Consider the following 25,165-nt stretch of genomic DNA (forward strand, 5'->3'; position numbering starts at 1 on the left):
CGCAAGAGGTCGTCCGAATGACACGACCGTGCAGTCTTTGATAGGCGCTGCGGTCACACCCGCCATGTTCGAACCAGTTCTGAAACTGTCCCGCACGGTTGTCTCGTGGCTCAATGATACAGGAGCGCCGCGCACGCCGTTTCAAAGCCGGATCAACGAGGTGCCGCTATCGGTGCGAACGGCAGGGCTTGTCTGGCAGCAGGAACCTGCTGCCATTCCGATGCTTGACTGCGTCTGGAGAGTGGGAGCCGAAACGGTCATCTTGTCACTGTCGCGCCCGCTCGTAGAGGAGTTCATCACGACAGTGCAGAACGGCTTGGCCTTCCCTTCCGAGCCAACTGCTTCGCTAATTCTCGAACTCGCTCTGGAGCCGCTTGTCACTCGACTGGAGGAGACGACGCGTCTGAACGTGCAACTCGTGCGGGTATGCGAAGCCACGATGCTGGCTCCTCATCTTGAACTCGACATCATTTTCGGCGCGGTCAAGGGCAAGGGCCGTCTATTCCTGTTCACGCCTCTTGACGGCTTAGTACCGCCTGCGTTTCGCGCGCTAGGCGAACTGCTTGCCCAGTTGCCGCGGCAGCTGGGCGGGCTGCCTCCAGAGCTCCCGCTCATTGTTGCAGGAGAGGTCGGCACGCTTCGCCTTCCTGCGGCGCTTCTTCGAAGCGCATGTGTCGGTGATGCATTGTTGCCCGATATTGCGCCGTTCGGCCGCGGCCAGATCACCCTAGCTGTCGGCCAGTTGTGCGCCGAGGCGGATCTTGACGGCGATGAATTAATCTTGCGGGGGCCTTTCCGCCCGCGACCGTGTCCTTTGGAGAGTGCGCATATGACACAACCCGGATCGCAACTGGAGCTTACTAAGGATCTCGACGATGTCGAGATCGTGCTTGTCTTTGAATGCGGCCGCTGGCCTTTTTCTCTTGGGGAATTAAGAAGTGCCGGCGAAGGGCATATTTTTGAACTTGGATGGCCGATCGACGGCCCGGTCGACATAGTGGCCAATGGTCAGCGTATCGGGCGTGGCGACATTGTCCGCATCGGAGAAGAGCTGGGCATCAGGCTCCGTGGCGGGTTTGCATGCAATGAGTGAAGCTCAGCCGACAATCCTGGCGCTTCTTGCGGTTACCGCCGGACTCGGTCTGCTGGTTTTAGCAGTTGCCACGACAACGGCCTTTGTAAAGGTATCAATTGTTCTTTTCCTCGTCCGCAATGCGCTCGGGACCCAGACCATACCACCCAATGTGGTGCTGTACGCCGCGGCGATGATCCTCACTATGTTCGTTAGTGCGCCCGTTGCTGAGCAGACCTATGACCGCATGTCGGATCCCAAGCTCCACTATCAGACATTCGACGACTGGGTAAGCGCCGCTAAAGCCGGAAGTGAGCCCTTGCGCGAGCATCTCAAGAAATTCACAAATGAAGAGCAGCGGCGATTTTTCCTATCTTCGACAGAAAAGGTCTGGCCAGAGGAAATGCACGCTGCAGCCACACCTGATGACTTTGCAATACTTGTACCATCTTTCTTGCTATCAGAATTGAAGCGCGGATTTGAGATGGGATTTCTACTTTATCTGCCTTTTATTGTTATAGATCTGATAGTGACAACTATCTTGATGGCAATGGGTATGTCGATGGTCTCACCAACTGTTATATCTGTCCCGTTCAAGATCTTTTTGTTTGTTGCCATTGATGGTTGGTCAAAATTGATGCATGGGCTTGTGCTGAGTTATACGTTACCGGGAGGCTGATCATCACTGAATCCAGCATCATTACTCTTATGAGCCAATCACTGGTGGTTTTCATGATCTGGATTCTACCGCCGCTCATTGCATCAGTGGTTGTCGGCCTCGTTATCGGCATCCTCCAGGCGGCGACGCAGATCCAGGATGAAAGCTTGCCGCTCACCGTGAAGCTTCTGGTCGTTGTCGCGGTGATTGGGCTGTTTGCTCCTGTGCTAAGCGCCCCGCTCATAGAGCTAGCCGATCAGATCTTCACCGAGTTTCCCGCAATGACACTTAGCTACTAGTCCTCCCATGGACGCGCTATCGGCCGATATTCAAATTCTGATCCAGACGGCTCTCGAACTCGTCGTTGCGGCAGGTCTTGGGGCAGCCCGCGCGATGGGCATCATGCTGATCTTTCCCGTATTCACACGCTCGCAGATCAGTGGGCTGATCCGGGGCTGTTTGGCTGTTGGCTTCGCACTACCATGCCTGGCACACGTCAGCGGCGGATTGCCGGCGCTGGATTCTGATACACGCCTGATCCAGCTAACCCTGCTCGGATTCAAGGAAGTTTTTGTCGGTGTACTCCTTGGCACTTTTCTTGGCATTCCGCTTTGGGGCCTTCAGGCTGCCGGGGAGCTTATCGACAACCAACGCGGCATCAGCAGCCCGACCGCTTCGGCCGATCCCGCGACGAACAGTCAGGCTTCCGCGATGGGCGTTTTTCTGGGGATCACTGCGATTGCCATATTCGTCGGATCAGGAGGCCTGGAAACTTTGATCAGTGTCCTGTACCGCAGCTACTTGATTTGGCCGGTGTATCAGTTTCACCCGACACTGAGCGGGCCAGGAGCAATGGAGTTGTTGGGGCTTCTCGACAGCATAATGCGCACGGCATTATTGGTATCGGGGCCTGTCGTGTTCTTCCTGATACTGATTGATATATCGATGATGCTGCTGCGTCGCTTTGCCCCGCAATTTAAGGCGAGCCAACTGTCTCCGGCAATCAAGAACATTGTCTTTCCAGTTCTCATGGTCACCTACGCTGCCTATCTGGTGGAGAGCATGAAACTGGAGGTCACACGTGCCAACGGCGTGCTGGAGTGGTTCGACAAATTGCTGCCATGAGCGACACAAGTGAAGAGAAGACACACGCCGCCAGCCCGAAGAAGTTAAGTGAAGCGCGCAAAAAAGGACAGCTGCCACGTAGCTCCGATTTCGTCCGCGCGGTCGGGACTTGCGCTGGGCTCGGCTACCTTTGGCTAAGAGGCAGCGTGATCGAGGACAAATGCCGGGAAGCGCTCCTATTAGCCACCAAGTTGCAGAGCCTACCTTTCGATACCGCGGTGCCGCAGGCATTGGTTGTGCTCGTCCAACTCACCGTCGCGGCTGTTGGCCCGCTGCTTGGAACCCTCGTCGCCGCGGTGATTTTGGCCAGCCTGCTAGCCAATGGTGGATTTGTCTTCTCTCTGGAGCCGATGAAGCTCAGCTTTAAGAAAATTGACCCCTTTGAAGGGCTGAAGCGCTTGGGGTCTGCTCGTTCCATGGTCGAAGTCTGCAAGACCATGTTCAAGGTATTGGTTCTCAGCGCAACCTTTTCCATTGTCCTTCTCGGGATGTGGAAGACAATGGTCCCTCTGCCGATCTGCGGCATGGGCTGTGTTGGCCTCATCTTTATGGAGACAAAATTGCTGATGGGAATTGGCGCCGGCGCACTGCTGGTCGGCGGACTGATCGATCTCCTGCTCCAGCGCGCGTTGTATCTGCGCGAAATGCGCATGACCAATACCGAAGTGACGCGCGAGTCGAAGGATCAGCAAGGAGCGCCAGAGTTGAAAGGTGAACAGCGTCGCATCCGCGAGGAGGCGGCCGACGAGCCTGCGCTTGGCGTGCATCGCGCCACGCTGGTCTTAACAGGAAGGGCGGTCCTGATCGGTCTGCGTTACGTTCGCGGTGAAACCGGGGTGCCGTTCTTAGTTTGCCGTGCCGAAGGTGAGCGCGTTTCACATGTGTTGAGTGAGGCGCGGGCACTACGCCTGACGATCGTCCATGACCATGTCTTAGCGCGTCAGCTGATAAGCACTACAAAACTCGGCCACGCGGTTCCTATGCAATATTTCCAGCCTGTCGCGAAAGCATTCTTTGCCGCAGGCTTGGCCTAGTCATTGGAAGTCCACGACTGCCCAGTTCAAAACTGACCTGGTTCCATGCTAGTGGCAAATGTCGGCTGGCCATCCGTGCCCCAGTGTCTCTGTCAGGCCAACCGCGCAACCGCGGGCCTGGGGCAATCACTCCCCTCGGATCTGCCACCCAGCAACTACGGCAAGTCCTCCGGGCATGACCTTTCAGCCTCTGCTGGCCGGTGCGTGGCGCAGTCCGAGGTTTTGAGGCCGGCAGTGCGGATTTGATTGGTGCAGCCGTTGGAATGCCCTCGTCAGCTAGTCGTCAACTAAGCGCCCTATGTTGAACAGCCGTGCTAACTTGAGCTCGGTTGCGAAACATAGGAGTACGAATCGTCATGTATGGTCGAATTGGTGGCTCATCCGATAGTTACCGCGCGCACAATGCCGGCGAGCAATCGGATGCAGGAAGCGAAGGGTTCGCGGACACATTTGCCCGAATGCACTTATCCGGATCGGAAGGTAGCGGCGCCTCATCATCGGCGGCTCCCCAAGCATACTCCCTCAATTCCCGACCTCCTGTGGTGGAGATCAACAGGACTTCCTTCAGGAGACAGGTGAGGCAATTTCATGGTGATGAAATCACGCACATCGCCGACAATCCTCAAGAGTATTCGGAGTTCGTATCGTCACGAGCCAGGCGCACCGCGGACGTTGCTCAGCAATATGGCATCCGTCGAGATACGGAGCACGCGCGATATTTCAGTTACCAATTGGGAGACCGGAGTGCCGGACTGCTGAGAATGGAAGGCGGATTCAGCATGAACGAGTTCGAATCGGAAAGTTGGCGGGAACAATTTCCTGGTCGAACTGAGGTCACTTCCATAGTGGATCTTCAAGTCGCCCATCCGCTCGTCGAAAATGCGGGCGATATTCTGCTGGAGCATCAACTTCGGATAGACGGCGACCGACCGTTGCTGAATTGGCGTGCGGCTAATCCGGAAGCACAAGCGCGCGCGCAGACGATGGGGTTTGTTGAAGTGGATCATGGCGACCTGGTGCTTGACCCTACGCAGCATCCCGACAAATGGACGAAGAACAGTGCCGGTGAGTGGCAGCGTGCAGGCAAACCTCCACTCTATCTCCACAAAACCGAGGACAGCGACAGCAGCGATAGCGGGTCCGACGACGATTTCATGTGATTTGTCGACCCGCCGCCGAGCCTTGCAACTGGTGACGGTTGCAAGGCTGTTGGCAGTGAATGCTAATTGTCCGGCGACAGCCCCGCCTTAGCGCCAGCGCCGCCGAGCAATCCAGCCCATCTCCCAGACAATAAACTGCGGATGCGCATCGTGGGTGCTTGCGAGCGGATTGTATTCGGGCCGGAACTCCGCCTCTTGGATACGAGCTCTCCCGAATCCAATTTTCTCCACCACACCGTTGGGTCGTTGCGATGCGCCGATCCCGATCGGATCGGCTATGCCTGCTCCGCGCTCGCAGGAAGACCTTCCGCCTCGATCTTGGCGGCGCGATCTCGGCGATAAGTTGGATGGGAGGCAAGATACGCCGCCACGTCAACAGCAGGTAACGCGACATCGCAAATCGGCCCTGACGGTAGCCGATCGACTCCAATCGCCGGACCGCAACTCGCGCAGCGGCATTCGCGGTTTGGCCAGGAGAAATGCTCGCTGACTCACAGCGTGGCCGGCCGCATTCTGCCCTAGACCCCAAAGTACGTGCCCTGTCATGCAGCCTGCGCCGACGGGAGCTCGGCACGCGAATGGCGTGGTTGGCGGCCAAGCCCCGAGGTCAACAAGGACTTACAGAAAGCGGGGGTGAGTTTGCCGCGATGAATTATGACCTTCTCGCGACCGGACCTAGCATCGGCTTCCTCTCGCTCTCGATTGTAGCCGCGCTGTTCGTTGGATTTAACGTGGCAAGCGGTGAATTCGGAATCAGCCAGCCCTTCCAAGTTTCTGGCCATGACGGGGCGACTCGTGTGGATGTGCACCCACATCGGGCTCGGCATCGCACCATTGACCAGCATCTTGGGCTGCAGCTTCATCTCAAACAGCTTTCCTGGCTCGCCACGCAGCGCGACCGGTGCCTCCGGCGGCATCAATTCGTCGGCATTGCACAAATGTTCCAGGTATTTTTGCGCCGGAAATGCGTAGGTCTTCATGCAATCAGTCGTAATGCCGGCTTTTCCTTCATTCAATGCGTTGGCCTGTCCCAGCACCATGTTCAGCAACCCTTTGAGCTGGTCTGTGCGTTCGTGCACTTTGGGTAGCTGGGTGGAGGTGAGTAGCAGGCGTACATTACGCCCCTGCAACCCGGCGAGACAGGTTTGCATCTCAATGGCCTGGGCTCGCAGGTACTGGGCCACATCGTCCACGACCTTACCGGCCTCCTCAGGCTTCATCTGGCGCACTTGGGAGACGACGCTTTGCTGACCGGCCAGATCGAACTGCAAAAGTTCGTCCAATCGTTTGAGCCGCTCCGTCAATACCTCCATTGACAACGCGGCGCCCCCGATTGTCGAGCCTGCCCCCGACGAACTCGCAGCCACCTCTTGCGCTCTCACCTGTGTACTCGCAACTTGATCCGAGCGCGCGAGAACCTTGGCTGCTGGCACTGTGCCGGCGTTCGCAGCGACTGGTGTTGATGGCTGCCCGGCGGCAGAAGTCCCGGCGCGAGCTGCCGACTTATGCTTTGACTTCCCTTTCCTTCGCGCTGTAGTGCCTTCTGACACTGCAGCCGTACCAGCAGTGTCAGCCGGTATCGCAGCGCCTGCCCTGGCCGGCATCGCAGCGCCCGCCTGGGCCTGTGGCGCCATGATGGCTGACGGCGGAGACTGCAGGTTCAACAAGTGCATGGCATCGTGCGCAGTGATCCATGCATCGTCCACGATCCGTTCGAACAGTTTCAATGGGAGGCCGGCATCTGGGTAGGTATGGCTTAGCTTGGTATGCACCTCGTGCAACGCCAATCCAAAATCCGAAAGCCGCTCCATGATTTTTTCTACAACCGCGCAATCATGAGCGTTGAGTGCTTTGCCATCATCCATTATGCCCTTCGCCAAAGAGAGGGCGCGAAGAGCTTCTTGAACGGCGCTTGCCATCAGCTGCACCACTCCATTTCGACCGACGAGGAGTTCCTTCAAATCTGGCTCGAACCTGCTCGCCCGCAGTTCAATCTTGGCCCGCGCAAGACCGATCCGCTCACGGACCAGCCAGATCCTGACACTCAGTACCGAGCCGGCACGCAGCCGCAGTGCGCACCGCTCGGCTTCCCGCATCACGGGCGTTCCACTGGATAGGCTAGCGGTGGCAGCGCAGGCGGATCGCTGCCGTTCGGAGCGCCATGCCTTTTTTTCCCACCACTTAATTGCCGCCGTATGGTGGTTCTCCACATTTAAAATCAACAGCTCCTGCCGGTCCGCCTGGGAGTAGGAGTAGAGTTTATCGACCATACCTGCCGCTTTCTTGGTCTTTTTGTCCAATTTCGTGATCGTCGACAGGCCAAGTTTGTCTACTTCATTCGCGGCGTCGCACACGATCTGGCAACATCTACGCACCTTGTCGTCTGGCATAATTGTCTGCGCCTCAGCCGCAGGCAGGCTAGCGCGGTACTCCAGAATTGCTGAGGCTGCATCGACGACCCGACTGATCAGCTCCACCGCCTCCTCGGGGACGTCGGTTTTCCTGGCCGCAGCCTCGCAATCAGTCAGTTGTTGAACAAGACTGTTCATTCTGAGCTGTGTCGGACTGATATCTTGATTTGACGATGAGCTGGTGCCTTCCACCTGCGCGGTTGATAGTTGGCTACCGACCGGCGCCATGGCTTCGCCCTCAGACATGGAGGGAGAACCGCGCCGCCTTGCGGCTGCGCCACGTGGCGCTACGGTTCCGCGTGGTGGCGCAGCGGCTCCACGTGGCGGTGCGTTCAGGATTTGATCTTCGCCAATCGAGGCGCCTGGCAGACTTTCGCGGGCATCGCCTGGACCGCGCGCAACTGGAAGGGAGGAGGGCCTCCTATCGGCGTCCCCAGAGCGCATCTGCTCCACAACGGAATCGAATGACTGTCCACCTTCTCCCGCAGCAAGACTTGATTGCGAAAGGGAACTGCTCGCCCGCCCCGCGCGGCTGGCTCCAGTTTCAGCCTGCGATTTCCGTGGTCGGCCAATGCCCTTCATATTGCGTCTCCGTAGTAGGCGAGAATGTGCTGCTATTGTGCTGGCGGCTGACGAGACCAGCGGCATCTTTCGGTTAACGTCACGGTCAGCCAGACCCGCGACGGCGTAATGTTCCCGCCAAAGTGCTTCTCAGTAGCAGGCCAAGATTGGCCCGAGCTCACAGGACTTTCGCAACGTTGCCATCGATGTCCTGAGATTATCAGCGCTTCAGTCCGCCGATTTCCAGGAACAGCGAATGAAATCAGACCAACTCGGCTAGCTCCCCTTCCTAGACACGTGCCTGACGATTTTATTGAGGCGTCACTCCTCTCGTTCGCCACCGACAAAGTCACACATTTGCTTCAGAGAAGCGTGTGCGTTGCGTATCGCGCGGGAAACCATTTCGATCTATAGTTACAAAAAGTGTCGAGACGGGACCTTTGGATCCGAAGGTCAGGCACGGCCGGCCTAGATAGACCGCTTGGCTGACGATTAGCTGACGATGGGAGTTCTCACGAACAGGGCAAGAAAATCCGACCGCTTCAAGCTTTCGATATGGTGAGAAGAGGATCCGCACCGGCCTCCCAAAGCCGGCAGACCATCCCATGTTCGTACGGTCGCCGACCTTCTCGAAGCCAATGAGCTCACCGCGCCGGGCCGTGATGTGCAGGCGAGAGAATGGTGATGCAAAGACCGAGTTCCTGCTCGTTGCGTGCGCCCGTGGAGCCAGCAAGAATACGGTCATTGCGGTCATGCAGCACGTGGACCGTGTCTCCTGTTCGACACCACAGCATCGAGGATTCAAACGAGCTGCTGCGGCTGCCATTCGGTCGCGGCATGCGTGGACGGCGGGATTGGCCGAACAGCCGAGATCGTGGTCGACTGTTCGATGCGAGAGCAACATCCTGCAGAGCATACGTTTTTGCGCTGGCCGGTTTTTGTCAAAAGCCGTCAGGTTCTCGAAAGCTCCCGCCCTTAGCTTGATCGAGGTTAACCTTTAACACGTCGCCGCCAATGGCAAATGCCGGAGTACCTGATGATAGCAGCAATTGGGAGTGGAGTTGGCAACCTCGGGACTTCCTTGATCCGAAAGGGCCATGGGGATTCGAAATCCGAGCATTCTGGTGATGGCAAGCCGGCTGGTGGCAATGATGGCAAGCCAGCTGGTGGGAATGATGGCAAGCCAGCTGGCGGGAACGATCGGGCGGATAACCGGACCGTTTCAAATGATCAACTTCAAGACAACTCACAGTCTGCAGCACAAAGTGAAGCCTTCCAAAGTATCCTGCGATCGTTCGCGTTCCAATTCGCGAACGATGCGATGGCTGAGGCCGATGAAGCTTTGGATGACACAGAAGATGCCTGACGCGGGAAAATCCGGCGTGAGGTCATACAGGCCGTTATTGACGGCACAACTCCAACAGAAAAAGGAATGATCATGGCTGCAGTTGATAATAATAAAAAATCAGGCAATACCAATACCAGTAGCGCCGGCAATACCGATAAAACTAACAGTGGCACTCCCGGCAATACAAGCGGAGCTGATGCTACTGCTTTTCAGGCGCAAGTGCAGGAACTAACCAATGTTAGCTTGGAGGCGACGAAAAGGAGTGTCCAGTTGCGCACTCTAACGACCAATCTCCAGACCATCAAGAAGGCCGCCGACGAACGCGTTTCGTAATGTCGGAAGCGGCTTTTAGACTGCCCCTAGCGCGTCTCCTTATTGACGCGACGTAGTCCCGAAATGAGCCGCATGGCAATTGCCATGCGGCTTCTATCCTGTTTGAGAGATGCTCTGTGGATGACGCCGTTTCCCTCCGTTTCGAAGTGCTTTCGGGGCTCTATTGCGGACTGACCGGCAAGACGGATCTTCAAACGTGTTTAATCGGCAGCGGCTTCGATGCCGATTTGGTCTTTGTCGAGCAAGGACTGGCACCGCATCATCTTCGTGTAACTCTTCTTGGCAAGTCGATCGAACTCGAGGCGCTTGCACCCGGACTCAGTATCGAGGGCAACCGGAATATCGCCGCAGGCCAGTCCGTTGTTGTGCCCCTTCCTGTCGTCCTGCTCGTAGGCGAGATGTCCATTGCTTTGTCCGTGCAGGATGCAGAGCCGCCTGGTTCGACCGGCATACCGCGCCTACCGATCGGTGTGCTCGCCATGGTCATAATCAGCTCACTCGGGATCGGCGCGCTTTCAGGCACGATCTCCTATCTTGGCGATGCAAGTGGATCGAGCCCCAATTCACTTCGGGCTGAAGTCGCGTCCAGAACGATCAGTCACCGCGCTGACAATGAACTTACGGAGGCAGCGGCCCAAGAGCTGCAGGAGGAAGTCGATCGAGCGGGTCTTCTCGACGTCAAGATTGGGTCGGCAAAGGGTGTTGTGACCGCCGAAGGCACCGTCACGTCTGAATCGGTCATCAGCTGGCAGAAGCTTCAGCAATCGTTCGATCGTCGCACCAAGGGTACTCTAACACTGGTGAACGGAGTGCTCATCAAAGAGGAGAAGGCGCCATCCGCAATCGCGGTCGAAGCTGTGTGGCATGGGGTCCAACCATATATTGTCATCGACAGCGAGAAGTATTTTGTCGGCGCCATTTTGGCTGATGGATGGGTGGTCGATCGTATTGAGGACAGCCGTGTGCTGCTGAGCAGGAATGGCCGCATTGCTGCTCTCCAATATTGAAAGCTCGCAGGCCCCATCAAGCAGCACTCTATGGCCAGCCAAACATCCTGTCGCGCTCGGTGCTGACAAGCTGGCTGCGTTGGAAACATTTGCTGCCCAGCCATTTCGCGCCTGCTTGTGGCTCTCATGCAGGGTCACGCGCTGGCCAAGGCTGAGGCGCCTTCGGAGTTCGAAAGCCACGTTTCATGGCGTAACAGCAGAGTAAGTCTCAACCGATTGCAAAGGTGTCTCGATGGCCAACGTCCTGCGTGACTTCATCAAGCGTGCGCCGGCCAGCCCGGATTTAATGGTTGCGTTGATGCTGCTTCTGGCTGTCGCGATGATGGTCATGCCTATCCCGGTCGTGGTGGTCGACGCCCTGATAGGATTCAATATGGGGTTGGCCATACTGCTGATGATGGTTGCCCTGTATGTCAGTACTCCACTTGATTTTTCCTCTTTGCCCGGCGTTATTTTGATTTCCACTGTATTCCGTCTCGCGCTCACGGTCGCAACGACGCGACTGATCCTGGCCGAGGGGGAGGCCGGCAGCATTATTCATACTTTTGGCGATTTCGTCATTTCAGGCAATATCGTGGTGGGTTTCGTCATATTTCTGGTCGTCACCATGGTGCAATTCATGGTCCTCGCGAAGGGTGCCGAACGGGTGGCAGAAGTGGCGGCGCGTTTCACGCTGGATGCTCTGCCGGGCAAGCAAATGGCGGTCGACGCAGAGCTACGCAACGGCCACATCGATGCCAACGAATCCCGCCGGCGGCGCGCCGAATTGGAGAAGGAAAGCCAACTCTATGGCGCGATGGACGGCGCGATGAAATTTGTGAAGGGCGATTCCATCGCCGGGCTGGTGGTTATCTGCATCAACATGCTGGGTGGAATTTCGATCGGCCTGCTCTCCAAGGGCATGTCCTTCGGCGAGGTACTGCATCACTATACTCTGCTGACGATAGGCGATGCATTGATATCGCAGATTCCGGCCCTTCTGCTCTCCATTACTGCGGCGACCATCGTCACCCGTGTGACTGGGACGGCGAGGATCAACCTCGGTACCGAAATGGTCAGTCAGCTCACGGCCAGCACTCGAGCCTTGCGACTGGCGGCCGGCGTCCTGGTTGTAATGGGGTTCGTTCCTGGGTTTCCCCTCCCCGTCTTTCTGATGCTGGCCGCAGTGTTCGCTGCGGTAAGCATTGTCAAGGCTGATGTGCTGGGCGCCGGCACTGCCGATGCGAAAGGTGGAACTGCAGCGGAGCCTAAGCAAGCCGCGCCTGCGAAGGAATTCCCGATCGCATTTTTTCTAGCGCCAGATCTTATGCAGGCGGTCGATCAAGCCGAATTGCAAAAACATATTGGGCGCGTTTCGCTCCTGGTCACAGCCGATCTGGGCATTATCGTTCCTCGCATCCCTGTCTTGGTTGACGAGCAGCTGCCTGCATCGCAATTCCGGATTGATGTCGAGGGCGTGCCAGTCGAACAGGACGCCTTAGATCCAAACCAGATGACGCTCCGAGCCGATGTAGCGCACGTCGACTCGAGCGGTGTCCCCCTTAGACGTGAGCCGAAAACGGACAGACTCCCGGTTGAACATACCCCTGCAAAGGCCCTTACGGGCGCCGGCACGGAGCATAGGGCTCCCGGCGAACTCCTCGCCTTGCGCGCCCATGCAGCGTTGACCCGCTACGCACCGCGATTGGTGGGCATCCAAGAGACCCGACATTTCCTGGGCCGAATGGAGCAGGAATATTCTGAGCTTGTGAAAGAGGTGCTACGCACGACGCCGATTCCTCGGATTGCCGATGTTCTGCGCCGCCTCCTGGAGGAAGGTATCCCAATCCGCCACACCCGTCTCGTGTTGGAGGCATTGGCCGAATGGAGCGAGCGTGAGCAAAACGTTGCCCTGCTGACGGAATATGTCCGTTCTGGTTTGAAGCGACAGATCTGCCACCGCCATGCCAACACGGAGGGCATCGTGTCCGCCTTGGTCGTCGAGCGCGAGAGCGAGGATGTGATGCGTGGCGCGGTTCGAGATTCGGATGCAGGCCCCTATCTCGCACTGGAGGATCGGCAAAGCGAAGCGATGCTATCACAGATACGTCAGGTCCTTTCGAACGCAGAACCGGGTCAAACCCGCCCTATTCTGTTGACGTCAATGGATGTCCGACGTTTCGTCCGCGGCTTTCTGACGCGAAACGGGATCGATCTCGCCGTGCTGTCTTATCAAGACCTCGCCTCCGACTTTACAATTCGCCCCGCAGGATCCGTCAAACTCCCGCACGGATCGAACAGCGGATTGTTAGAGTAGTTCCACCTTTCCTAACTGAACGCCACGCGCCTCCCTCATAACCGAGAGATAATATGAAATTTGTTAGTAATACAGTTTCTCCATCGCCTATGTTTCTGCGCCGGAACTCACTTCTTTTTGCCGTACTCGCCATTCTGCCTTTGGGCGGTTGCTCCAGCTGGCAAAAGCCCGCTCTTTCCGTACAGGAGACATCTTCCCCAGAGTTGCTCAGCGCCGATCAAATCGATCCGGCTATGCGCGAACGCATTTTGCGCGAAGTTGGTCAGGATGTTCAAGAGCGGGCTTTGCGGGATGAGGTGAAGCAGCACCCGGACAATGTCGATGCGGCGATACGGCTTACAAAAGCCTTGGTGGCCCAGAAGCGCCCGCACCAAGCGGTTGAGGTGCTCGACAGCGTCTTGGTTGCAGCCCCAGCAAACGTACGTGCATTGAATGCGAAGGGCGTGATCTTGGACATTGAGGGGCGGCATGACGCGGCACAGGCCCTGTATCGGCGAGCTCTCGAAACCGAGCCAGGGAATCAGATGGTGCAGCATAACTTCAATCTGTCGCTTGCCTTAACGGCAAGTCCGAACAGCCAAGGTTAGCACGATCGCAATAGGTGGGCACAGCGCATGTGCAGCCTATTCCCCGGCTCGAAGGCGCGCTCGGCTCCCATCATAGATGGCCTCTGAAGAGAGCCATATCTGCGCAAAGCTGTTGCTCCAGATCTGGCCGGCAGAGGTCGGCAGGAGAGCCGGATGACATCTCTCGGCCACCCGCAAGGCAATCCGCCTCGCTTCGTTGCCAGAGCGCCTTCGTGGTTGCCACGCGAGATACGCTCAGGATGGATTTGATTAATTCGCGCGCGAATGCCTGCCTCTAACTTGGGGCAGGCGCGACCGCTCCCATAATGCAATACGCTGCCTCTAGGCCGATGGACGATGACGGGATACGTCCCCGAGACTTCAATGGTGGGGAGCAGCGCACCCGTCGATCCATTTGCTTTCAGCGGCAACCGCCACTATGTAGCGACACTTCGCCCGACTGTGTTTCAAGCTGCCCGGAGAAGTTTATGACAGAAGAAGCCCACAACACCGACATCCTCATCGAGCTCACTGCCGATGTTGTATCAGCCTACGTCTCCAACAACCCCGTCCCGGCGGGGGAGCTTCCTGCCCTGATCGCCCAAGTGCACGGGGCTCTAAAAGGCACGGCCAGACTAATACCGGCAGAAGAGCCTGTGCCTGTGAAAAAACCTGCTGTCCCGATCAAAAAGTCGATCGAACCGGACTACATCATTAGCCTTGAAGACGGCAAGAAATTCAAATCGCTAAAGCGCCATCTGGCGACGCACTATGGTCTGACCCCAGACGAATATCGCGCCAAATGGGGTCTGCCGTCGGATTATCCCATGGTGGCGCCGAATTACGCCGCTGCGCGCTCCGCCTTGGCCAAGACCATGGGACTCGGCCGCAAACCGAAAGAGCCGGAAGCCCCCGCCCCGGCGCCGGCGAAACGGACCCGCAAGAAGGTCGCAGCCTAAATCCGTATCAACAGTCGTTCGGACGCGCAGCAGCCGTAGGCCCAATCTGCGCGGAATCAAAGGGCGGGGATGAGCCCCGCCTTTCCCGTCCAAGAGCCTCATTTCCAGAGTAATTCATGATGGCTCCAGCAATCCCTGCCGCGGCATTAACTTGCATGCTCCGGCCCGGGTTTCGAGCCGTCAATGCGTTCCGGCGATGACGAAACCTTGCCAAGGCTTTCCCGGACCGTTAGCCAGCCTTGCTGAGGCTGCCTGCAGAGGACTTTCCCGTGCGGCGATCCTGTTCCACCTCGTAGTTGATCTTCTGGCCCTCATTAAGGGTCGACAGGCCCGCTCGTTCAACAGCGGAAATGTGGACAAAGACATCCTGACCGCCGTTGTCAGGCTGAATAAAACCAAAACCCTTCGTGCTGTTGAACCACTTCACCGTTCCAGTCGCCATATCCATTCCTTTGTAATAAGTCGCAACTTAGGCAGGCCATTCACGCCAGCCTGATTTGTACACGAGACTTTAGGCGCAGCAAAATCGGAAAATTGCAAGGCCCACTCGATCGCCTGATCTCCAGCAGCAACTGCAACATATGCGAGGCGCGTGCCAGACGAGGCGTATGCCAGACGTTTCGTCGTGCGCTGTCGCTCGAACGTCGACAGAAACAATGACCCACCTTGCAAACTCGGCACATCTTGTGGACGTGCTCGGGTCGCTTCTCGACTGCGATACCCGCTCCTGACCGGGTATCGTCGGCCAAAATGAGGGTTTTTGTCATGTGCCGCCAGACCGAAAGATCAGGCGCGCAGCGACCTGCACACTCAAACCGGAACCCGCGAACCTCGATTAGCTTCTGCCTGCTCCGAAGGGTGGTAGCCTGCTCTGAGGCGGGCCACTGTCGGGTTGAAAACCAACTGTCGGGTTCGGAACCCCAGATTGTCGGCAAGTGACGCGCCGCCCACTGGTTGGCCAAGGGGCACTGGCTCCTGATCCTGCCGCCATGCTCGCCCGATCTCAACCCGATCAAGACAGGTCTGCTCAAAACTCAAGGCGCGGCTGCGGAAGAAGGCGGCCAAGACTTTCGACGCTCTCTGCGGAACTCTCGGCGATATCTGCCAGCTGTTGGAGCCAAATCAAAAACCATTAATTGCCACAGGTGATTTTATGACATTCATTGCGAAGAGGCCAGAATGAACAGCGGAAGAGAGTAGCAGCTCTCTGGTCGCGGCGAGGTGGATCGTCGACACGATCGGCACCTGGCCCGTGCGGGGATCGCACCGCAGCCAGCACCAGAGCCAAGACCTTGACCGCTTGCCTTGCTCAGGCGCCACAACAACGAGTGGCTGGAGCAGATCCACGTGAACTCAGCGATATCGATCAGACGATGCTTACCCTCATGAAAGCCGATCCCGACGCTGTCCAGCGCCGCGAAATCCCGACCAGCATATGGCGCCTCGGATGCCACCGCCTGCACACTCACCATCGACATGCCGGAACTCGGAACCAAAGGCCGCAAGCCTCGCCGGCCTCGGCAAAATGGAGCGGCCGCGCCTTCATCCGGGGCGGCCGGGCCAATGTTCGCCAGGCCCTCTACATGCCCGGCCTTCGCCCTGCGCTTCAACCCCGACCTCAAGGCAAAATACCAGGCGCTAAAGGCGGCAGGCAAACCCGCAAAGGTCACCATCTTGTTGCGAAAGCTCCTCATCCTAGCAAACGCTCTCCTCAAGGCGCAGCGAAAATGGCCCCTAAACCCTTGACCGAAACGGATACCTTAGCCTTTCAGGTGAGGCGGGCCGACATAGACCAACCGAGGGTTTAACTTCGCGAGTTTAAGCTCATTATGCCGATGCCAACTCTAGCGCCTGCGCGACCGTTTTAGCTTCCATCAACAAGGCGGCAGGGTGGGAGGAAGTACCCTCCCCTGCCGCGAACAAGCTTGGACAAAACCCCACCTTTTTTGTCCGTAATGTGATCGGGAGGCCGGGGCGCGGCGGTGCTCAGCGGATGTGACGCGCGAGATCTGCGATCCTACCCATCAGCACTTCCATCGGTCCTCGCTGGAAGACGCGCAGCCAAAGCACCGCAAAAGTGCTGATAACCACAACGAAGCCAAAGAGCATGGACAGGCTCTCTTCTTTGAAAATGTTTATCTTCATAAGATAGGCCATTCCCGCAATGTGCAGCACATAGGCCGTCAAAGACATCGAGCCGACTGCGATTATTGGCCAGACCAGCTTTCGCAGACGCGGGAGCGCATCCACAGCGAGCATGCAAGCCGCCAAGATGATCATTGCGCAACCGGTGCTGCCCACGATCGAAAGCGTCGTTTCGCTATGAGGTGCGGCTATCCATGACGACTTGACTATCAATGACGACTTGGAAGGCTCAAAAACGCCGTCAACGTCAGACCACCACAAGGAGGTTTCAGTCAAAGCGCGGGAACTCAGCGCGAGCAAGGATCCCCCATGGCCCAACACGGCCAGCGCGACCCCCGCCAGACCAAGGCGCCAATGCGCTGCTAGCGTATTAAGATTAAGGCGCGCGATGGCCATGCCAGCGATGAGGAAAGGAACCCAGGTCACCGCGGGATAGTAGCCGTTGACCATGAGGTTGAAGACCGGGTCGAGGAGGTTGGGGGCAACCGACAGAAGGGAGGAACGGACTTGCGGGAGAACTAATGCCGTGGCGGCAGCGATCAAGCCCAGCTGATATGCGCTGAGCCGATGGAGCGGCAATACCAACAAGAAGCAAATTCCGTAGTATTCTAGGATGACTTCGACCGGGGTACCGAGGCAGCCCAGGATTGAGCCAAGCGCGAGCAAAACAAGGGCACGAATTGCGACTCTGGCGATGGCCTGTCTACCGGCTATCCCCGACTTCGGCGCCTTGCTACCTGTAATCAGGAGGATTGAATAACCGGCCAATACGGCAAACAGGGCGGACGATCGCCCATGGGTTAGTTCCATCAGAAACCCGACTAGTCCTCCTTCGCCGGGGTCGGGACCGAGATGGGCGGCATACATCCCGAAGACAGCCAGGCCCCGAGCGAGGTCGATGCCGACCAGCCGATCTACTACCGACCCATTCCTAGCGTCGGCAACCGGTGCCTTCATTACCATGGTAGATTCCCTTGTTGGGTGTGTGGATCGCGGGAGCCGCGATAGGAGAGCCGGTCGGCTGCTGCCGTCGCCTCGTGAAGGGGTTCAAAACATCGCGCCATCTGGCGCATCGAGCCGGCGACAGAGCTGTTCAGCTATTAGCCTGGGGTAAGAACAACAGATCGGCTCACAAAGCCTGTGTCACGGACCTGAAAAGTGGTGTCGCGGAACCGTCGTTTTTGCATGATGGCTGAGCCGAGAGATCCACTGCACCGACGAGAGACTCAGCGACGTTGGATATCCGATCAGTACGCCGCGGCTCCGCCGGTGACGATCACCCCGGGTGTCAAGGCCAGGGCTTAAACCTGCCATAATCTGTGGTGGTGCGCCCGCGACCAATCCGTTCGACAAAGCTCGGCGCATGGTCGAGCCAATCATATTCTTCCATGTGGCTGTTGCCTGAAAAACCGAAGACGCCGTTCGCTGGTCCAGCTGTTCCAGACCTCCGCCTGCGTCGGTCGTTAGAACCGGCGCGCCTGTTTCCCAAATCAATTTGCTGATGCAGCCGCCGGGGGTCACATTGAGCAAAAGTGCCGAGGTCAGGACGGGTTTCATAGGGGCTCTTCGTTTGGCTTTGTTAACGACCCCTTTCTTGCAAGTTGTAGCTGACAGCAGCCTGAAAGCCCCCAGATAATTCGCTGCCGCCGGTTCAGCCTATTGTCAGCTTCGACCAATAAGATGGGAGCCTTGCCCTCATACCGGAGCTCGGCAGCATGATGCGAATACTGCTCACTGAAGACGATAAGGACCTTGGAAGTGCTGTGCACGATCATTTGGTGGCTGGTGGCCACGCGGTCGACTGGGCCAAGAACCTGTCCGAAGCGCGCGATTATGCAGCTGTGGTCGGCTACGATCTTATTTTGCTCGACGTTCACCTGCCGGACGGCAATGGGATCGACTATCTGCGGGAGCTGATCAAGGAACTTGATTCGGCACCGGTCATCATTCTGACAGCCTGCGATCGGATTTCGCATCGCATCGAGGGCTTCAACGCTGGAGCCGACGACTCTTTGGTCAAGCCGTTCGATCTGGGGGAACTCTCAGCGCGTATCCATGCAGTGGCACGTCGCCATGGAAATTTTCCGGAGCCGCTATTTTCCTTTGGGACGCGCTCCATACAGGAAGCCGAGCGACGCCTCTTCGTCGACTGGCAGGAGGTCTATCTGACTCGACGCGGATGGGCGGTGCTCGACTACCGTCTGCCCCAGGCCTGCACGGTCGTTTCAAAAGGGAAGATCGTGGACGCGCTTTTTTTAGGCGCGTGATCAGCAGGCAAGCTCTATCAACGCACCCAACGGATTCGGGCCGAGATCGACAGCCTCACGCTGAGGATCACTTGGTTCTCGGCAGAGAACACCTCCGGGACAGGGAATCACAAACACTTGACCGTTCCAGACCCTGGCAGTGGCGCAGATTGACCGTTGGCTCTGTTCGTGGGCACCGAAAATAGGGCCTTCTTGGTCCTCGGCAGAGAATATGGCCCGGACGGGGGATAACAAACACTTGACCGTTCCAGACTCTGGCAGTGGCGCATCGATTGACCGTCGACTCTGTTCGCGAGCGCCGAAAATACGGACGACCTCTATGGTCAAAGTGCACTTCTGACCTGCAAGGCACTGTTCGATAGCTGGAGGCACCCGCTACGGTGCCCTCGTATTTAAGACACCTGTCAGTTTCAAGCCTGGACATTAACGCGTGGCGCGGTTGCCATTCGTTGACCGCCACGTCGAATGCCCGCCAACCAGTGTACAGCCGCCGGTGGTCACATTGAGCAAAAGTGCCGAGATCAGGAGGGGTTTCATAAGGCCTCTTCGTTTGGCTTTGTTAACGACCCCTTCTTGCAATTGTAGCTGACAGCAGCCTGAAAGCCCCCAGATATTCGCTGCCGCCGGTTCAGCCTACTGTCAGCTTCGACCAATAAGGCAGGAGCCTTGCCCTCATACCGGAGCTCGGCAGCCTGATGCGAATACTGCTCATTGAAGACGACAACGACCTTGGAAGTGCTGTGCGCGATCATATGGTGGCTGGTGGACACGCGGTCGACTGGGCCAAGGACCTGTCCGACGCGCGGGATCATGCAGCTGTGGCCCGCTACGAACTTACCCTTCTCGACATTCACCTGCCAGACGGCAATGGCATCGACTACCTGCGGGAGCTGATCAAGCGGCTTGATTCGACACCAGTCATCATCCTGACGGCCCGCGATCTGATCTCGGATCGCATCGACGGGCTCAACGCTGGAGCCGACGACTATTTGGTCAAGCCGTTCGATCTCGGGGAACTCTCAGCGCGCATCCATGCAGTGGCACGTCGCAATGGGCATTTTCCGGAGCCGCTATTGTCCGTTGGGACGCTTTCCATACAGGCAGCCGAGCGACGCCTCTCCCGCGACGGGCAGGAGGTCTACCTGACTGGACGCGAATGGGCGGTGCTCGACTGCCTTCTGCGCCAGCCTGGAGCGGTCGTTTCAAAGGGGAAGATCGAGGACGCGCTTTATTCATTCAATTCGGAGTTCGAGAGCAACACAGTGGAGGTTTATGTCAGCCGGCTCCGCAAGAAAATCGGCGGGGATAGAATAGCAACCGTACGTGGCTCCGGGTACAGGCTCGTGGTCAGATGACGAGCTCGCGCAGCATGACGCGAAAGCTTATCCTATGGCTAAGCGGCGCAACGCTCCTGGTTTGGGTTTCCGTCCTCACCATTGTTGGGCTCAGCCTGAGCGAAGCTGTCAACCGCCTCTCCGACGAATCGCTGGTGCTGGGTGCCAACCACATCGAGCCGGCGCTGATTCATGCTCTGAAAGAGAAATGGCCTCCCAGTTGCATGCCTGGCCCTGCGCACAGTTTCGACGGATATTGGGTGCACCGGGAGCAGATTCGCACACGTGACGGGCGCGTGCTTATGTCTTGGGGTGAGGTGTTGCCGAAGCCGTTGGCTAATGCTCCACGGGTCGAAGGGTTTTGGCAAACCGCCACTGAACGCGTCTATACACTGGAGATCCAACCCGACGTTTTTCTGGACGTGGCCCAACCACTCGAGCTCCGCCGTCAGACCGTCGAGCTAGGCGTAATTTCTGTCTTACTTCTGATAATCACTCTCCTGCCTGTCGGTATAGCTGTCTGGTGGGTGGTGATCCGACGGTCGCTGCGGCCCATCGAAGTACTGCGACAAGAGATCGGATCGCGCGACGGCGGCAATCTCTCGCCCATGGGCTTGAGCGATCTCCCGGCAGAACTGGCTCCTATCGCGGGTTCCGTCGATCGGCTTCTCGAACGACTCCGGACGGCTCTTGATGCCGAACGCGAGTTCGCCGCAAACAGTGCACATGAACTGCGCACGCCTATCGCAGGTTCACTCGCTCAGATGCAGAGACTAGTGGCCGATCTTCCCCAGGGCTCGGCCAAAATTCGTGCGCGCGGCATCGAGAAAGCGCTGTCGAGCCTTGGCCACCTTGTCGAAAAAGTGCTTCAGCTCGCTCGAGCTGAATCGGGGACTGGCATGGCGGATCACGCGATCGATCTTGTCCGATCAGTTCGGCTAGAATGTGAGGACCTGGGGAAAAAGCCGCAATATGCCGGACGCCTGCGTCTTAACGTCGCCGGCTGCCCCACTTTGATGCGCAAAGTGAATGTCGATGCGTTTGGGATCCTCCTTCGTAACCTGATCGAGAATGCGCTGATACATGGACTGGCCACTGTTCCGACAACCGTTTCCGTCCAAACTGATGGAACCATCGCTATTGCAAACGCCGGACCGGTGGTGCCCCTCCCCGACCTCGAAGGGCTTACAAAGCGATTTAGTCGTGGTGCTACTCCTGCTGCGGGCTCAGGCCTTGGTCTACATATCGCTAACATGGTTATCCAGCGGATCGGTGGCAGTCTAGAGCTTGCGTCGCCCGCCCGCGGTCGCAATGATGGTTTCGAGGCGATCATACGAATTCCTCAATGACACCGGTGAATTCGACGACAGTTGGGCACAGGGCGGATTGCTGGCAAGGCTGCTGACATGGCGAACTGTACGGCAGTATGTATACGGCGTAGAAATCGTATTTCACACAACGCATTTCGGCCGCGGCAACAATGCCGCTATCATCGTCTGGGCAGTTCGATCGAAGCGACACGACATGATCGGCAAAATCGAAGGCTCCGCCTCACCGCTCGCTCGATTTCGCCCGGGGAGAAAAAAGGCCATCCGAGAAAGTGCAAGCCGCCGCGCAAAGGCGACGTGTCCAATTGTCTGGGTGCCCCTGTGCGCCGGCCCGATCGGGTTGGCGCAGGTCCAGTAAGGACCCGGACCAACCATTCCATTTAGACGACCGGCAGGTTTTAATCGGCGTCCGGGTGGCCGTCCCAAAATGCCCCAAGTATACGGCTAGAAAGGTTGCCAACGATCGAGCTTGGTCGGAGGCGTGCTTGTCAGCGTCTTGGGTGCTTGACCGGCCTTTGCAATGGCCATCGCCATCGCAAGTATCGTGCGTGGCCAGTGAGACCGCAATTTCATCAGCCTGGAGCCGACCGTATCGGTGCTTTTTTCTGATTTAGGGATTTTTCGTTTTCCTCTTGGATCATCACGGGTTTGGAGAGGATCTGGTGTTAAGTGCCATTCGGAGCGCCGGCGAACCGCCCGAAATTAATGTGGTCGAGTCATGAAGCCTCCCGAATGTCGTTAAACGAGACCCTTTATGGCGGCCCTGGCTGACAACAGCCTGAAAGCTGCAAGCGGCATGCGAAAATGGGGCGATCCTGAATGACGACAGATGCTATCAACATGAAAGAGGCTCGCCCTGAAAGCTGAGCACGCTTTATGCTCAGGCTGCTGACAAGGCCAAAGCAGCGTAAGTGCGGAGTGAAATCCAAGGTCCACATGGGTCGTCGCGCGTCCCGTGCGCCTGGGAAGGCGCCGGCCCGGCCAAGCTTTCCCAGATCGTCCGCATGATGCTTCGCTGAGCGTCAATGGACGTTGGCGCGAGACCAAGGCGTCGTGCGTTGCAATCCGGACGGTCCAGGGTATCAGGAGTTTCACGGCCTCGGCCCGCTTGGCTGGCCACAGTTGAAGCTCCAACGTACCGGCTGGCACCGGGAAATTGGGCTCTGCGCTGCCTCAACGCTGGTGGCACGGTCAATGCTTGCCTACCGATGGGGCCGCCCATGCCGTGATGCTGTCGGTCGACGTTCGCAAACCAGACCCTCGCGAGACCCCGCGAAGGGGCTCGCCGGTACGACGAGGGACCTTACCTCTTTATGCGCGGCATCATTATCGAGGATGACATGTTGCCTTACACGTCGTCCCTCGCGCTCGGGGCTTTGTGGGGCGGATGAAGTCCATCGCGGTGGCACTGCTGCATGTTTGCGTAAGACCCATCCAGTCACGATCGCGCTGTCCTTCGATGTCGCGGTGCTGATAGGCGGGCAGATCGGTGTGCGCGGCGCCCGCCAAAGGATCGTCGTCACGCCGGAGGAGGCGAGCGTCATAGCCGGCGCGCCGGCGAAAGGCGCTTTCTGTCGGATGCCCGACAATGTCGGATATCGCAAGTATCAAGGTTGGATCAAACCTTGCGAATCGGGGCTTTCTTACTTGGCACGGGGCATGCTCAGGTATCCGCAAACACCCAATGGATAACGAGCAGACTTCCCATGGCCTCACCATGCCGAAAGTTTCCCGGACGCATCCAAAGATGAGGCTCGCGTCAGGCCCAGCAACACGCTGACGGCTCATGTGGCTCGGCGTCGCGTGCCGATCCACTTTCTCCCAATAGGCGTTCGGGAGACATAGATCCTTCAAAATGAGGAACAGATCACTTTGCCAGGAACGCAGCCCATAACCCCACTCTCCCTATCAGAACTACCAAGCAAGCCCCGCACTCATGGGCTTCGCAGGACGTCCGTTGCGTCCGAGTTGGTCGGCGCGGGGCCGGCTCCGATCCCCGTCGCATGGGAGGACGGCAAGGCGAGGGATTTCGTGCTCGACAACGGCATGGAGGTGGTCGTCATTCCCAACCACCGGGCGCCGATCGTCACCCACATGGTGTGGTACAAGATCGGCAGCGCCGACGAGCCGCCGGGCAAATCCGGCATCGCCCATTTCTTCGAGCATCTGATGTTCAAGGCGACGACCAACCATGCGGGCGGCGAATTCGACCGCGCAGTGTTCGAGATCGGCGGCTCCAACAACGCCTTCACCTCCTCCGACTACACCGCCTTCTATCAGACAGTGGCGCCGTCGGCGCTCGAGCTGATGATGAGCTTCGAGGCCGACCGAATGCGAAACCTCATCCTGACCGACGATGTCGTCAAGACCGAGCGCGATGTGGTCATCGAGGAGCGCCGCTCAAGCACCGACACCAACCCGCAGGACGTTCTCCATGAGGAGATCGACGCGACGCTGTGGCAGAACCACCCCTATCGCATCCCGATCATCGGCTGGATGCAGGAGATCGAGCAGCTGAACCGCGTCGACGCCACCGTCTTCTATGAAAAGTACTACTGGCCCAACAACTCCGTGCTGATCGTGGCCGGCGATGTCGAGCCGGAGACGGTGAAGGTGCTGGCCGAGAAGACCTATGGCAAGGTGGCGCGCGGACCTGACCTGCCGCCGCGCATCCGGCCGGTTGAGCCCGAGCAGAACACCAGGCGCACCGTCACGCTCTCAGACGCCCGCGTCAGCGTGCCCAGTTTTTCGACGCAGTGGGTGGTGCCGTCCTACCATACCGCCAAGCCGGGCGAGGCCGAAGCGCTCGACCTGCTGGCCGAAATTCTCGGCGGCGGTAACCGCGGCCGGCTCTACCAGGCGCTCGCTGTCCAGCAAGGTATCGCTTCCAGCGCCCGCGTCTTTTTCCAGGGCACTATGCTCGACGACACCAAGTTCGCCATCTATGGCGCGCCGCGCGGCGATGCCAAGCTGGCCGATCTCGAAGCGGCGGCCGCTGCCGAAGTTGCCCGCATTGCCGAGGATGGTGTCAGCAACGAGGAACTAGGCAAGGCCAAGGACCACTATTTGCGCAATATGATCTTTGCCGAAGACAACCTGGACTGGCTCGCCAGCATCTACGGCTCGTCGCTGGCCACCGGCGGTACCGTGAAGGATGTCGAGGAACGGCCGAATCGCATCCGCAAGGTTACCCCCGAGCAAATCAAAGCAGTTGCCGCCCACTATCTCGCGTTCGACCGTTCGACCACGGGCTATCTCTTGCCCAAGACGCAGAATCAAGAGATGACGCTCGGCGCTCGGCCCCATGCTGCGATGAACATCCAGGAGGTGAAGTCCGAAAAGGGCATCATCGCCTGGCTGGTGGAGGACCACACAGTGGAAATCGTCAACATCGGCTTTGCCTTCAAGGGCGGCACCAAGCAGGACCCGGTCGGGAAGGAGGGGATGGCCAAACTGATGGCCGGCCTGTTCATCGAAGGCGCTGGCCATTACGACAGCGATGCCTTCCAGGTGAAGGTCGACCATTCCGGCGCCGAAATGAGTTTGGACGCGCAAAGCGAC

The 25,165-nt window shown here is 58.0% G+C and carries 19 protein-coding genes and 2 pseudogenes; 17 read left to right on the forward strand and 4 right to left on the reverse strand.

Annotation, left to right across the window (positions count from 1 at the left end; all coding sequences use genetic code 11):
* Window positions 1-64: 64 nt before the first annotated feature.
* The 6 genes from sctQ to EOB36_RS08510 all read left to right on the forward strand — a co-directional run bounded on the left by sctQ (window position 65) and on the right by EOB36_RS08510 (window position 5,049).
* The gene (sctQ, locus tag EOB36_RS08485) at window positions 65-1,093 is read left to right on the forward strand and encodes a type III secretion system cytoplasmic ring protein SctQ (protein ID WP_095486054.1); all 1,029 of its coding nucleotides are present in this window, start codon (window positions 65-67) and stop codon (window positions 1,091-1,093) included.
* Window positions 1,086-1,751 (forward strand): type III secretion system export apparatus subunit SctR, encoded by a 666-nt coding sequence (gene sctR / locus EOB36_RS08490; protein ID WP_095486053.1) that lies wholly within the window; start codon window positions 1,086-1,088, stop codon window positions 1,749-1,751. Before sctQ ends, sctR begins: the two co-directional genes overlap by 8 nt.
* Before the next feature lie 2 nt (window positions 1,752-1,753).
* Window positions 1,754-2,029 carry an EscS/YscS/HrcS family type III secretion system export apparatus protein gene (locus EOB36_RS08495; protein WP_024505375.1) on the forward strand — a complete coding sequence of 92 codons (276 nt, stop codon included), beginning with the start codon at window positions 1,754-1,756 and terminating at the stop codon, window positions 2,027-2,029.
* Between the two features lie 7 nt (window positions 2,030-2,036).
* On the forward strand, window positions 2,037-2,855 hold the full coding sequence (gene sctT, locus EOB36_RS08500; protein ID WP_126105038.1) for a type III secretion system export apparatus subunit SctT: 819 nt from the start codon (window positions 2,037-2,039) through the stop codon (window positions 2,853-2,855).
* A complete protein-coding gene (locus tag EOB36_RS08505; RefSeq protein WP_029354843.1) occupies window positions 2,852-3,889 on the forward strand; it encodes an EscU/YscU/HrcU family type III secretion system export apparatus switch protein in 1,038 nt (345 codons plus the stop codon). Before sctT ends, EOB36_RS08505 begins: the two co-directional genes overlap by 4 nt.
* A 356-nt stretch (window positions 3,890-4,245) precedes the next feature.
* Window positions 4,246-5,049 carry a hypothetical protein gene (locus EOB36_RS08510; protein WP_024505378.1) on the forward strand — a complete coding sequence of 268 codons (804 nt, stop codon included), beginning with the start codon at window positions 4,246-4,248 and terminating at the stop codon, window positions 5,047-5,049.
* 542 nt (window positions 5,050-5,591) lie between these two features.
* On the opposite strand, the gene EOB36_RS08515 is transcribed toward EOB36_RS08510, so the two are convergent.
* On the reverse strand, window positions 5,592-7,706 hold the full coding sequence (locus tag EOB36_RS08515; RefSeq protein WP_245329901.1) for a hypothetical protein: 2,115 nt from the start codon (window positions 7,704-7,706) through the stop codon (window positions 5,592-5,594).
* Between the two features lie 1,351 nt (window positions 7,707-9,057).
* Between EOB36_RS08515 and EOB36_RS34325 the strand changes: the two genes are divergently transcribed.
* The 6 genes from EOB36_RS34325 to EOB36_RS08545 all read left to right on the forward strand — a co-directional run bounded on the left by EOB36_RS34325 (window position 9,058) and on the right by EOB36_RS08545 (window position 14,530).
* On the forward strand, window positions 9,058-9,387 hold the full coding sequence (locus tag EOB36_RS34325; protein ID WP_091595908.1) for a hypothetical protein: 330 nt from the start codon (window positions 9,058-9,060) through the stop codon (window positions 9,385-9,387).
* A gap of 72 nt (window positions 9,388-9,459) precedes the next feature.
* Entirely contained in the window at window positions 9,460-9,702 is a 243-nt protein-coding gene (locus EOB36_RS34975) for a nodulation protein NopA (protein ID WP_224570034.1), read from the forward strand.
* Between the two features lie 116 nt (window positions 9,703-9,818).
* Window positions 9,819-10,709 carry a hypothetical protein gene (locus EOB36_RS08530; protein WP_095486051.1) on the forward strand — a complete coding sequence of 297 codons (891 nt, stop codon included), beginning with the start codon at window positions 9,819-9,821 and terminating at the stop codon, window positions 10,707-10,709.
* Between the two features lie 232 nt (window positions 10,710-10,941).
* On the forward strand, window positions 10,942-13,005 hold the full coding sequence (gene sctV, locus EOB36_RS08535; protein ID WP_128284655.1) for a type III secretion system export apparatus subunit SctV: 2,064 nt from the start codon (window positions 10,942-10,944) through the stop codon (window positions 13,003-13,005).
* Window positions 13,006-13,058: 53 nt separating this feature from the next.
* Window positions 13,059-13,592 carry a tetratricopeptide repeat protein gene (locus tag EOB36_RS08540; protein ID WP_245467682.1) on the forward strand — a complete coding sequence of 178 codons (534 nt, stop codon included), beginning with the start codon at window positions 13,059-13,061 and terminating at the stop codon, window positions 13,590-13,592.
* 467 nt (window positions 13,593-14,059) lie between these two features.
* On the forward strand, window positions 14,060-14,530 hold the full coding sequence (locus tag EOB36_RS08545; RefSeq protein WP_128284656.1) for a MucR family transcriptional regulator: 471 nt from the start codon (window positions 14,060-14,062) through the stop codon (window positions 14,528-14,530).
* A gap of 229 nt (window positions 14,531-14,759) precedes the next feature.
* On the opposite strand, the gene EOB36_RS08550 is transcribed toward EOB36_RS08545, so the two are convergent.
* Window positions 14,760-14,972: a cold-shock protein gene (locus EOB36_RS08550; protein ID WP_008874821.1), complete on the reverse strand. Its 213-nt coding sequence runs from the start codon at window positions 14,970-14,972 to the stop codon at window positions 14,760-14,762.
* Between the two features lie 524 nt (window positions 14,973-15,496).
* Here EOB36_RS08550 and EOB36_RS34980 point away from each other — a divergent pair.
* Window positions 15,497-15,713: pseudogene (locus EOB36_RS34980) on the forward strand (transposase); the annotation flags it as partial.
* An 803-nt stretch (window positions 15,714-16,516) separates the two neighbouring features.
* Here EOB36_RS34980 and EOB36_RS08555 read toward each other — a convergent pair.
* Both EOB36_RS08555 and EOB36_RS08560 read right to left on the reverse strand, forming a co-directional pair.
* Entirely contained in the window at window positions 16,517-17,638 is a 1,122-nt protein-coding gene (locus tag EOB36_RS08555; protein ID WP_128284657.1) for a DUF418 domain-containing protein, read from the reverse strand.
* 180 nt (window positions 17,639-17,818) lie between these two features.
* A complete protein-coding gene (locus tag EOB36_RS08560; RefSeq protein ID WP_128284658.1) occupies window positions 17,819-18,232 on the reverse strand; it encodes a hypothetical protein in 414 nt (137 codons plus the stop codon).
* Between the two features lie 158 nt (window positions 18,233-18,390).
* Here EOB36_RS08560 and EOB36_RS08565 point away from each other — a divergent pair, with 158 nt between their 5' ends.
* From EOB36_RS08565 to EOB36_RS08580, 4 genes and pseudogenes are all read left to right on the forward strand, one after another.
* Window positions 18,391-18,942, forward strand: a complete 552-nt coding sequence (locus EOB36_RS08565; RefSeq protein WP_245467684.1) for a response regulator transcription factor — start codon at window positions 18,391-18,393, stop codon at window positions 18,940-18,942.
* A gap of 695 nt (window positions 18,943-19,637) precedes the next feature.
* A complete protein-coding gene (locus EOB36_RS08570; RefSeq protein ID WP_128284659.1) occupies window positions 19,638-20,297 on the forward strand; it encodes a response regulator transcription factor in 660 nt (219 codons plus the stop codon).
* Window positions 20,298-20,311: 14 nt separating this feature from the next.
* Window positions 20,312-21,625, forward strand: coding sequence for a HAMP domain-containing sensor histidine kinase (locus EOB36_RS08575; protein ID WP_164897478.1), 1,314 nt, complete (start codon window positions 20,312-20,314; stop codon window positions 21,623-21,625).
* A gap of 1,947 nt (window positions 21,626-23,572) precedes the next feature.
* A pseudogene (locus tag EOB36_RS08580) lies at window positions 23,573-24,877 on the forward strand (pitrilysin family protein); the annotation flags it as partial.
* Window positions 24,878-25,165 lie beyond the last annotated feature (288 nt).

The organism is Mesorhizobium sp. M6A.T.Cr.TU.017.01.1.1 (genome assembly GCF_004023115.1).
Classification (GTDB): domain Bacteria; phylum Pseudomonadota; class Alphaproteobacteria; order Rhizobiales; family Rhizobiaceae; genus Mesorhizobium; species Mesorhizobium mediterraneum.

What these genes read in the sequence shown, in the direction of transcription:
- EOB36_RS08560 (WP_128284658.1), bottom strand. Translation starts at nt 18,232, where the DNA reads ATGAAACCCGTCCTGACCTCGGCACTTTTGCTCAATGTGACCCCCGGC.
- EOB36_RS08555 (WP_128284657.1), bottom strand. Translation starts at nt 17,638, where the DNA reads ATGGTAATGAAGGCACCGGTTGCCGACGCTAGGAATGGGTCGGTAGTA.
- sctR (WP_095486053.1), top strand. Translation starts at nt 1,086, where the DNA reads ATGAGTGAAGCTCAGCCGACAATCCTGGCGCTTCTTGCGGTTACCGCC.
- sctV (WP_128284655.1), top strand. Translation starts at nt 10,942, where the DNA reads ATGGCCAACGTCCTGCGTGACTTCATCAAGCGTGCGCCGGCCAGCCCG.
- EOB36_RS08545 (WP_128284656.1), top strand. Translation starts at nt 14,060, where the DNA reads ATGACAGAAGAAGCCCACAACACCGACATCCTCATCGAGCTCACTGCC.
- EOB36_RS08515 (WP_245329901.1), bottom strand. Translation starts at nt 7,706, where the DNA reads ATGTCTGAGGGCGAAGCCATGGCGCCGGTCGGTAGCCAACTATCAACC.
- EOB36_RS08510 (WP_024505378.1), top strand. Translation starts at nt 4,246, where the DNA reads ATGTATGGTCGAATTGGTGGCTCATCCGATAGTTACCGCGCGCACAAT.
- EOB36_RS34325 (WP_091595908.1), top strand. Translation starts at nt 9,058, where the DNA reads ATGATAGCAGCAATTGGGAGTGGAGTTGGCAACCTCGGGACTTCCTTG.
- EOB36_RS34975 (WP_224570034.1), top strand. Translation starts at nt 9,460, where the DNA reads ATGGCTGCAGTTGATAATAATAAAAAATCAGGCAATACCAATACCAGT.
- EOB36_RS08550 (WP_008874821.1), bottom strand. Translation starts at nt 14,972, where the DNA reads ATGGCGACTGGAACGGTGAAGTGGTTCAACAGCACGAAGGGTTTTGGT.
- EOB36_RS08505 (WP_029354843.1), top strand. Translation starts at nt 2,852, where the DNA reads ATGAGCGACACAAGTGAAGAGAAGACACACGCCGCCAGCCCGAAGAAG.
- sctT (WP_126105038.1), top strand. Translation starts at nt 2,037, where the DNA reads ATGGACGCGCTATCGGCCGATATTCAAATTCTGATCCAGACGGCTCTC.
- EOB36_RS08575 (WP_164897478.1), top strand. Translation starts at nt 20,312, where the DNA reads ATGACGCGAAAGCTTATCCTATGGCTAAGCGGCGCAACGCTCCTGGTT.
- sctQ (WP_095486054.1), top strand. Translation starts at nt 65, where the DNA reads ATGTTCGAACCAGTTCTGAAACTGTCCCGCACGGTTGTCTCGTGGCTC.
- EOB36_RS08565 (WP_245467684.1), top strand. Translation starts at nt 18,391, where the DNA reads ATGATGCGAATACTGCTCACTGAAGACGATAAGGACCTTGGAAGTGCT.
- EOB36_RS08540 (WP_245467682.1), top strand. Translation starts at nt 13,059, where the DNA reads ATGAAATTTGTTAGTAATACAGTTTCTCCATCGCCTATGTTTCTGCGC.
- EOB36_RS08570 (WP_128284659.1), top strand. Translation starts at nt 19,638, where the DNA reads ATGCGAATACTGCTCATTGAAGACGACAACGACCTTGGAAGTGCTGTG.